At 57.8% G+C, this 9239-nt stretch carries 13 protein-coding genes; 8 read left to right on the top strand and 5 right to left on the bottom strand.

The genetic code is table 11. The annotated features are described in order from the left end of the window. From FV222_RS29545 to FV222_RS10710, 5 genes are all read left to right on the top strand, one after another. Positions 1–263 (top strand): hypothetical protein (locus tag FV222_RS29545; RefSeq protein WP_210248478.1); only part of this gene is annotated, 263 nt, incomplete at its 5' end. Then, entirely contained in the window at positions 260–649 is a 390-nt protein-coding gene (locus tag FV222_RS10730; protein WP_147814214.1) for a type II toxin-antitoxin system VapC family toxin, read from the top strand. The genes FV222_RS29545 and FV222_RS10730, both read left to right, overlap by 4 nt. A 105-nt stretch (positions 650–754) precedes the next feature. Continuing rightward, on the top strand, positions 755–1378 hold the full coding sequence (locus FV222_RS10725; RefSeq protein ID WP_147814212.1) for a ParA family protein: 624 nt from the start codon (positions 755–757) through the stop codon (positions 1376–1378). Positions 1379–1494: 116 nt separating this feature from the next. Continuing rightward, a complete protein-coding gene (locus FV222_RS10720) occupies positions 1495–1752 on the top strand; it encodes a hypothetical protein (RefSeq protein WP_147814210.1) in 258 nt (85 codons plus the stop codon). Between the two features lie 1029 nt (positions 1753–2781). Further along, positions 2782–3312 (top strand): hypothetical protein, encoded by a 531-nt coding sequence (locus tag FV222_RS10710; RefSeq protein ID WP_187277301.1) that lies wholly within the window; start codon positions 2782–2784, stop codon positions 3310–3312. Positions 3313–3687: 375 nt separating this feature from the next. Here FV222_RS10710 and FV222_RS10705 read toward each other — a convergent pair whose 3' ends face one another. Together FV222_RS10705 and FV222_RS29540 are read right to left on the bottom strand one after the other, a co-directional pair. Next, complete coding sequence (locus FV222_RS10705) at positions 3688–3960, bottom strand: hypothetical protein (protein WP_147814206.1); 273 nt, start codon at positions 3958–3960, stop codon at positions 3688–3690. A gap of 4 nt (positions 3961–3964) precedes the next feature. Beyond that, positions 3965–4132, bottom strand: coding sequence for a hypothetical protein (locus FV222_RS29540; RefSeq protein ID WP_187277300.1), 168 nt, complete (start codon positions 4130–4132; stop codon positions 3965–3967). 767 nt (positions 4133–4899) lie between these two features. Between FV222_RS29540 and FV222_RS10700 the strand changes: the two genes are divergently transcribed. Next, a complete protein-coding gene (locus FV222_RS10700) occupies positions 4900–5097 on the top strand; it encodes a hypothetical protein (protein WP_147814204.1) in 198 nt (65 codons plus the stop codon). A 12-nt stretch (positions 5098–5109) separates the two neighbouring features. On the opposite strand, the gene FV222_RS10695 is transcribed toward FV222_RS10700, so the two are convergent. The 3 genes from FV222_RS10695 to FV222_RS10685 all read right to left on the bottom strand — a co-directional run bounded on the left by FV222_RS10695 (position 5110) and on the right by FV222_RS10685 (position 7878). Next, a complete protein-coding gene (locus tag FV222_RS10695; protein ID WP_147814202.1) occupies positions 5110–5943 on the bottom strand; it encodes an HNH endonuclease in 834 nt (277 codons plus the stop codon). Then, positions 5943–6989, bottom strand: coding sequence for a hypothetical protein (locus FV222_RS10690; protein ID WP_147814200.1), 1047 nt, complete (start codon positions 6987–6989; stop codon positions 5943–5945). Before FV222_RS10690 ends, FV222_RS10695 begins: the two co-directional genes overlap by 1 nt. 226 nt (positions 6990–7215) lie before the next feature. After that, entirely contained in the window at positions 7216–7878 is a 663-nt protein-coding gene (locus tag FV222_RS10685) for a hypothetical protein (protein WP_147814198.1), read from the bottom strand. Positions 7879–8085: 207 nt separating this feature from the next. Here FV222_RS10685 and FV222_RS10680 point away from each other — a divergent pair, with 207 nt between their 5' ends. After that, the gene (locus tag FV222_RS10680) at positions 8086–8811 is read left to right on the top strand and encodes a recombinase family protein (protein ID WP_147814196.1); all 726 of its coding nucleotides are present in this window, start codon (positions 8086–8088) and stop codon (positions 8809–8811) included. Between the two features lie 18 nt (positions 8812–8829). Then, the coding region (locus FV222_RS30670) for a hypothetical protein (RefSeq protein WP_210248477.1) at positions 8830–9239 on the top strand (410 nt) is incomplete at its 3' end.

The following is a 9239-nucleotide window of genomic DNA, read 5'->3' as shown; positions in this document are numbered from 1 at the left end:
GTAGCGCCGGTGATAAAAATCACAGTCCTGGGTATTTAAAGAGCTATGTTTCGAACTTATTGAGTAAAGAGTTAAATAAAAAATCTGCTCTCTCTGAATCGCCAACGCTTACTCAGTATGTAGATGCGCCCAATACGGCGGACGTCCGTGCTCCTGTTAAGAAAAAACGGCAGTTCGGTGCTTTTGCAGGAAAATTCAAGGTAAGCTCTGAGTTCTTTGAGCCAATGTCTCAGGATGAACTTAAGTCTTGGGGACACGAGTGAAGCTTTTGCTCGATACTCACGCTCTTATATGGTTCTCTCTTGGAGACGATAGGCTTCCAAATCGCGCTCGATTATTGATAGAAGACGCTGACAATAAAATATATGTCAGCGCTGCATCTGCTTGGGAGATAGCAGCTAAATATAGAAAAGGTAAGCTTCCTGAAGCAGAGGCTCTTGTCTTGGAATGGGGCCAAATTATAACCACTTTAGATCTGATAGAGCTCCCAATATCATCTGCCCATGCTTTAAAATCAGGTCTTATAGACATGAAAAATGCAGATCCATTTGATAGAATGATAGCTGCTCAAGCGGTAATTGAAAACATGGCGGCAATTTCTGTCGAGAGCGAATGGGATAGCGTAGGTGTGATTCGTATCTGGGATTAACATCTAGGCGATTTCGCATGCTAGCTTGATTGGTTCGTGTGCTTATGTGATTGTGCATCTGCGTAGCACCGCTACTGTCTGATTCTGCGGCTGTGTGAAAAACATATGCGAGTTCTGGTTCTCGCCTCGCAGAAAGGCGGGAGCGGCAAGTCGACCATCGCCGCCAGTATCGCTGTCGCTGCGTGGCAGGATGGTGAGCGCGTCGTCGTCGTAGACATGGATCCCCAGGCGTCGCTCGCTGAGTGGGGCAAGCTCCGTGAGACCGGCGGCCTCGTCTTTCGGGCAGTGGCGCCTGGCGCCTTGGACAAGTGGATCATGGACACCCGCAAGGTGCCTGCGGTCTCGCTCGTGATCATCGATACGGCTGGCGTGTTTGGGGCTGAGGTCGATGCCGCCCTACGGCATGCAGATTTGTGTCTCGTCCCTGTCCGACCGTCTGCATTCGATCTACGCGCTGCTGGTCCGACCGTGGAGCGTCTACGGCTCTTCAACCGCCCTTTCGCCTTCGTCCTGAACGGCACGAACCCGGCCTCGCACGCGCGCACAGCCGATGCTGTTGCGGCGCTGGAAGTCGGTGGCGCTGTCGCCCCGCCCATCGCTGATCGGACCGACTTCCGCGACTCGGTGGCCTCGGGCATGGGGGTCACCGAGATCAACCCGGTCGGGAAAGCCGCGGCCGAGATCAACGCCCTCTGGGCCTATGTGAAGGAGAGGATGAGCCGGACATGAGCAAGGTTCCTCGCACGAGCGTCCAAGGGCTCATTAAGCCCGCGCAGTCACATAGCCATGTGGATGAGCAAGCGCCTGAGCAAGCGGGTGAGCAACTACATGATGCAGATGTGCCGATGGTCTCGATGGAGGCCGAGGCTGCTGTTCCTCGACCTACTGGGCGTGCGAGACGGACGAAGGGCAAGGCGGCGCCCGAGCCCGAGTTGAAGGACTACGCGCACCGGTCGCTCTACGCCAAACCCGAGACCCTAGATCTCATCCGCGAGATCGCGTTCAAGGAGCGTATCAGCGCTCAGGCGCTCTACCGGGAGGGCCTGTTCCTCATGCTGCGTAAGCGCGGCCACTACAAGGACAAGCACATCGACGACGTGTGATAGCGCTATAACGCGAGCACGTAGTTATGTGACTACGCTGGTCTGATGTAGATCCGCGACTTGACCGACTCGCTCCGGGCGGTCACGGTCGCCGCTTACGTTTGGAGATCGATAACCACGCTGCGATCGAGACCCTGAAACGACTACGGCCCCCCTGTCGCCAAACAGGAGGGCCGCAAAATCGAGTGGTCTGTGAGGACCGATGCAATCCCTCACAAGCCACATGACCCCCTCGGGAGTCAAGCGGGAACGCCAATTCCTGCACCGATGAGTCGTGCCTGGACCCTGGAACGCGGCCCTATGGGGACCGTGCATGTTCGCTTGTGAGATCCGGCGTGCCATCGAGGCGGCGCCGCGGGTGAAGCTGCCTGAAATCGCAGCGCTGCTTTGGCGTGCCTACGGGGACGGGCACGTGAGCGAGGTTGAGGCTGAGACCCTGTCCAACCTGATCGAGGTGCGTAAGGCGTCAGCGACCGCCGTAGCGCCGCCCAGACGACCTGCAGGAGCACGTCCTCAAACTCCTGAGAGCCTAGAGCGTCGGCGGCGTTGGGCTGCGTCTGGCCGATTACCACCTCGCCTCTCAGGTCAGTTCACGCTCGCGGAGCAAGCAGTCCTCGCCGTCCTTGCAGTCGAGGTCGTGAAGAAGGGGACCTGCCAACTCGCTATCGGGCATATCGCAGCGCTCGCAGGCGTCTCGGAGAGCAGCGTCCGGAACGCCCTGCGCCAAGCCCGCCTGCAGCAGCTCCTCACGATCGAGGAGCGCCGGCTATCCGCGTGGCGTAGCGACACCAACATCGTCCGGATCGTCTCGACCGAGTGGCTGTCCTGGCTCCGCCTTGCCCGAGTAGGGGGTGGGTGCAAATCGGTGAACCCCACGAATACACCTAGTTCTAGATCTGCTTCGAGACGCCTGTCAGAGACGTCGAAGAGCTGCCGGAGGGCAGGGTCGGATCCAGGTCGAGAACGATCTGGTAAGCGCCCACACGCCGGCAACGTCATCACCCAGACCACGAGCATATCCAGCACACGATGAGTGACCCATCCCGCCTTCCACCCAGAGCTCTTGAGGAGCTTGTCGAGTGGCTGAACACCCGGGGCTTCACGCACTTCGTCACGCTCGCGACCAATGACCTAGATCTGCGCTCCGCAGACCGGAAGGTGATCGGCGATCGTCGAGGCGCTGATCGCATGGACGCGCTCGTGCGCCGCTGGGACGCCTACATGAATCGCGCACTGGTCGGACCGAAGTGGGCCAAGCCGCTCTACCGGGCTGACCGCATGTTCGCCTTCTACTTCCTCGAGAAGGCGACGACGAACCCGCACTGGCACGCACTGGTTCGGATCGACGATGACGATCCTGACCGACGCGCGATCAAGCTCAAGAAGCTCCACGAGCTGACCGAGGAGGCCTGGCTCTCGCTCATCAGCTCGGGCTCAACCGACGTGAAGGTGATCTACGACCAGGGGGACGTCGTGAATTACGTTGCGAAGGAGCTGGGTCGTCCGGTATCATATGAACACTTCATCCCAGCCGACATGTTCGACACGCTCGAGCTGTAGGGGGTGAGGTCCGAGGACTTTCAGTCACGCCGCGTTTGCTGAGCTACGCGTCCAGCGCAGTCTTCCGAGATCGAGGCCAACCACATGCTGCGAAGCCCGCGGCAATGGTCTCCTATTGCTTGAATGGATACCTATTCAAGCAATGATCCAGAAGACGATAGAGCAGACGGGGCAGAGCACGAAGCGGCGTGCGAAGCACGGCGCGACTGCGGCAGCCCCGCCCCGAAGGGGCAAGACGTTCCTACCTCATCGAAGTCCTAGAAAATCGCCCCCACCTCGTAGGGAGTGCCTATTGCTTCCACGAGATCCTGGCTGCTGTCCTTGGCGGACATGAACGCGTTCGCAAAACGCAAAAGCTCCGCACCGGCGGCGCCTCTAGGACTGCTCTCGCTTGCGTTTCATTTCGGCGATGTTCTTGTCCAAAAGCCGTAGCATTTGAGCCTTGTGCTCGGCGTCGGCCTTCTCTTTGGCTGCCTGCCGCGCTGGCTCGGCATCCCAGTAGGCTTTGATCCGCTCCTCACGGAGGACGACGCTCTTGGCGTGCTGACGCTTCCACTTCGCCAGCTCGGCTTTCTTGGAAGCCTTGAGGGCGTAGACGCAGAACGCCGGCGTCAGCAGGATGAGGATGGCGACAATCAGAGCGGCCATCGGACTAGAGCGCCGCTCGCAGCATTCGCTGCTGCTCCTGCCCGGCACCGAGGTGGATCTCCGCTCCCTGCCCATAGGTCAGACCTTGCACGTCAGCCGGCTTGTCCGAGTCGCAGTGAACCTGCGCGTCGTCCAGCGGCACGCTCAAAAGTGCCTTGAGCTTCGCCTTCAAGATCTTGATCCCTCTTCTCGGCGTCATCCGTCCGCCTCCTGCACGGAGCACGCCTAGGATCGCCTCAGGAGATCACTGGCGGCCTTCGTGGTCAAATCGCTAGTTCAGACACTGGCTTTTGGACGGTGCCGCTGTAGGGGGCTTGTAAGAGCTTTTCGTCCGGTCGGGTGATGTCGCTTGTAAGCGAGCATTCGACGAGACGAAGTCCTAGATGACCGAGCCATACTCGAAGGGCTTGGATCCTGGGTCCGGTCGCATACGGGTCATACCCTTGGACTTGGTCAACCAGAGGCACACCCTAGTCCGATGCAACAATCCCGGTTGGTCAAGGAGAGTCCGGGTAAACTCAATTCAAGCGAGGTTGCCAGACGCTTTTTGACTTCCTCACTTTGTCCATCAGAGGTGGCTCGATGTCCTATTTTGTCACCTCGATGTCCCGCACGAGCCAATGCGAACAATCGCCAGTGAGACGCAGATGTCCCCTGGATGTCCCCTAGATGTCACCTGAATGTCCCCCTGGTGTCCCAATGCGAAGTGATTTTGCTGAAAATGTCTCACTCGCGTTGAGTTCGCCTAGCAGCGCATACGCTGTGCGATGATCGTCTGAGCCTCGAAGAAATAGCGCGCCGAGCGGCCGATCTGCGTTGTTCGCGCTGCATCCGCGATCACACCCTTGTCTTTGTGAGCGCCGGATCATCCAGGTCCTCGCCTAGCTCGCTGAGTTGGCCGAGCGCTATAACGACGATCAACCAGGTGGAGGATGCCCCATGAAGACGTTCATCGTGACCACGACCGCCCTGCTGTTGCTCACCGCGGCCCCGGCGATGGCCATGAGCTGCTGCGGTGGTGGCAAAGGCGCCATGTGCGGCAAGCCCGGCATGGAGATGGGCCACGGCAGCATGAAGAAGAGCAAGGGCGGCTGCTGCTGTGAGAATATGTCGATGAACATGAGCAAGCGGCGCTGATCCACAGCGTAGTCAGCGTCGTGCGAGTGCTTCTTTTTGATTGATCGCCTGGATCAACGCCTCGTTCCTCGCGGGCCCGTGTAGCCCATGGTGGATCTCGCGATGGCAGCTTGGGCAGACCGCTCCCACGAACCGAGGATCGTCTGGGCCACCGTCACTCAGGCGACGGGTGTGATGAGGCTCGAGGTAGGGCTTGCCCTGCAAGGTGACGAACGGCGCGGGCTCGTTGCAGCTCTCGCAGATCCCAGCCGCTCGCGCGAGAACGTAACGCCGGACCGCTGCTGAGCGCCGGTAGAGGCTTCGACGCGCCGCTGTGCCAGCGACCTGCGGCGTCAGCTGGGCGGCCTCTAGGGCACGTGCTCGTAGACCTGCGAGGTCGACGTCGAGCTCGAGCTCCTCGACCAATTGCTCCTCCTTGACCTGCTCGCCGACGTTCGCAGGGACAAGCTCGAAGACGATGGCAGAGCGCTGGGCGCCATTTCGGTCAGGAGCGGTCTCGAGGCTGTAGCCGGCGCACTCGAACTGACCGAGGAAGCGCACGCCTTCTCGGCCGCGCGTCTGGAAGACCAAGAGGTCCTTACCGTCGACCAGGTGATCTCGGATCGCGCGGTTGCCGCGCTCGAACACCATGTCCCCGAGCTGCCCCTCCCCGAAGTAGCGGAACACGCCCTCAGACGACCAACCGTCGGCGTAGCCGTGCTGCTCGCCGCTCGAGCCGGTGAAGACGATGATGACGGGGTGCTGGCTGGGCGTGCAGATGCCGCCTTGCTGCTGACCGCCGTAGACAGCATGAACATCTCGCCGGCGGTTATAAACCCGCTGCTCGTAGAAAGGTCCCCAAGGCATTACGGGTCCTCGAACCAATCAGTGGGATCCTGAAACTCGAAGTTCTCCACCCAGCCCTCAGGCACCTCAGGTTCTGGCCAGTCATGATCTTCGTTTTGGCCAAGTTCTCGACGGCGTAGACGCGCTGCGAATTCCGCGTAAGAAATGTCTTTTGTAGCAAATCGCTCTAGTAAGTCTTTATATTTGTTAAATCTTGCTCTGGCCTGAATTGCAGACGGGACCATATCTCGTTGTATAAACTTTAACAGGCGCGCATCTGGTATATTGCCAACCCGTAGGTCATGATAGCCAAGGATTTTTTTATCTTTAGCAACGTCTACAACATCTCGCAAATGATTTGGCATAATCTGATTGAAATTCTGATGTATCACCCATCCGCAGGCGTTTAATAGTTTAAAAGTTACGTAAGGGATACGTCTTGCTATCAAGACTGGTATGCAATCAAGGCTTAAACACTTTATTGCTGTTTCCATTATTTCTAGCCGATGTGGGTATAGCCACTCTCTAACGTTTTTGCACTCAATTCCAATCGGACCAGCAACTGGATCTATGACCATAAAGTCTAGACATTGATTACCTGGGATACTTCTAGGTCCGAGATGTTGAGGGGGTTCTTCTTTTTTATATCTAATACTGTCTTCTTGTATATCAATATCATGAAATCGACCATGAAAGTAAGGATGTGACTCTAGAAGGGCACGATATGTTGCAATTTCTAGTGCTTGACCAATATGATGGTTTGCGGCCAATAGTGATCGAAGCACAGGACGCTGCTCAGCTATGCGTTGTTCGACTATAAGAGGTGGGGTTTCTGCACGGTGATACCATGTGACGTTGTTCTCCTTGACCCGTCGGATGCGTCCCTCTTTCGCAAGGGCGTTTCTGACTGGTGTTAGGATGTGCGGGTCGATGCGTTGCGGATTGGGGCCGGCATCAGAGATCTTCTGCTCGAGGGTCCGCGGAGTTGCGGCGCCGTGGGTCTCGAGGATCCGCAGGATGCGGCGGAGTGCGATCGCGTCGCGCTCCGCTCTCGTCAGCTTCGCCATTGGTCTGACCCAGGGATCTTTTTATATATAACTAGGAGTATTTCTCCCGGTCCGGCGAGACAGGATCTCTCGGCTCCACCCCCGTAAAACTCGCTCAGGAAGGGCGCTGACGGCTTCGTGCTCGTGGGTGGCAGCCATCATCCGCTTTTCGTTTAAGCCCGTCAGCGGGCTTCGTGGAGCGATCCTAGGGGCATTGGCACATGCTGCTCTGGTCTTGGCAAGCGAGCTAGTGGGAATGAGCTTGGCGCTGGGCGTTCAGGGCTCGATTGGTAAGTCCCTTCGGGAACGGCTTCCACTTCCGGGCTTCCGGGTAGTCACCCTCATTTCGTAGGCGCTTCTTCGCCGACGGCCCGAGGTTGAGGCTGTAGCCCGAGCGCCGGCCGTGAACGACTCCCTGGTCCTCGAAGTCGATGCCGTAGAAGTGCGCGTAGGCCTCCTCCATGCCCTTGAGCATGTATTTGCCAAGCCCTTTGGGGTGTGGGGCGTCTTTGACCTCGACCGCCCGTTCGTTCTCGGTCTTGCCGATCGCCTTCTCGACCCACTTTGCCAGTCGGGCCTCGAAGTCGTCGCGCCGGTCTTCTGGGACATGCAGCAACCAATGGGCGGCGGTGACGCCTCCAGCTGCTTCCAACACCCACACGAAGGCCGGGCTGAACGCCGCGCAGCCGCTCTTGATCATGGCTTTGGTCGGCCGGCGCGCCCAGTGGCTGAACTGGTTGTTGCGGAGCCGAGCGAGGACGTAGCTCGCTTGCTCGACCGGGCAGCAGGTCATGCTGATGTTGATGGTGACGAGCGTGTTGAGCGGCAGCCTCAGCGCGTCTGCGACGCGAACGGCATGGTGCAGGTTGGAAGCCGGTTTGCGCCGGATGTGACGAGTGACCCGCGGCACGTGTGCGCCTCCACTGACCCCAGATCTTGCACAAGAAGGGGCCATATATACTAAGGATTGTGTGCCCGCCCATTTGGAAGCTCGGCAGCGGTCATCGTCAAGGGTGAGAACAAAGATCGAACCGTCTTGTTCCTGACCGAGACGGAATCACCCTTGTATCAAGACCAAACACTCGTATGGTGATGTTACACCAGCTCGAGGATCTTAATGACCGTCGCTCTCCGTCCCCTCGTCGCCTACGTCCGGGTCTCGACCGACCGGCAGGGCAAGAGCGGTCTCGGTCTCGATGCTCAGCGGGCGCTGATCGCCTCCTTCGCTCAGGCGAACGGCTTCGAGGTCGTCAAGGAGTTCGAGGAGGTCCAGACCGGGAAGGGCGCCGATGCCCTCGATCGCCGGCCCCAGCTCGCTGCTGCTCTCGCTCTCGCCCGCAAGCACAAGTGCCCGGTCATCGTCGCCAAGCTCGACCGCCTGTCGCGCGACGTCGCCTTCATCGCCAATCTCATGGCGCAGCGGGTGCCGTTCCTCGTGGCCGAACTCGGTGAGGGGGTCGACCCGTTCGTGCTGCACCTCTACGCGGCGCTGGCTGAGAAGGAGCGTGCTCTGATCTCGGCTCGCACCAAGGCCGCTCTCGGCAGCTTAAAGGCGAAGGGCGTGCAACTCGGAAACCGCACGAACTTGTCCGTAGCATCCGCCAAAGGAGCAGCTACGAATAAACGGGACGCTCAGATCTTTGCCGAGAACGTCCGCCCGATCATCGCTAGCATTAAAGCGTCTGGTGTCACGTCGCTTAGGGGCATCGCTGCAGAGCTGGATGTGCGTAGGGTAGGAACACCGCGGGGAGGGAATTGGAGCGCAGTCCAAGTCGCCCGCATAGAGCGGATGGCCCCAAAGCTCGGGCCTATGCCATGCGACGCAGTTGAAGATTTCAACTAGCTGCATCATTGTAAGGGCATGGTTGGAAAGAAACTTTTTGTCAGCATTCCTGCTCACGGCTCGGACGAGCGAGTGCGCGTGTCTGCTATGTGGCAAATTAATAATACACAGTATAAAAATAATAAATGGCGTTCTAAGTATAAATTTGATAAGACAAGTAATTATGGTTTTGCTGCAAAAAACAGTTTCCATTCAGTGAAAGGCTCGTCCGCAAAAGAATTTATGAGTTATGAATCAAAGAAGAAGTTCTACATTTTCCAAATACATAAATCACCTGATGGATCGGTAATAATATATACGAGTAGCGCCGGTGATAAAAATCACAGTCCTGGGTATTTAAAGAGCTATGTTTCGAACTTATTGAGTAAAGAGTTAAATAAAAAATCTGCTCTCTCTGAATCGCCAACGCTTACTCAGTATGTAGATGC

The sequence above is a fragment of the Methylobacterium sp. WL103 genome (assembly GCF_008039885.1).
GTDB classification, from domain to species: domain Bacteria; phylum Pseudomonadota; class Alphaproteobacteria; order Rhizobiales; family Beijerinckiaceae; genus Methylobacterium; species Methylobacterium cerastii.
Note: the sequence above shows the minus strand (reverse complement) of the source record. Positions and strands in the feature narration are given on the sequence as shown.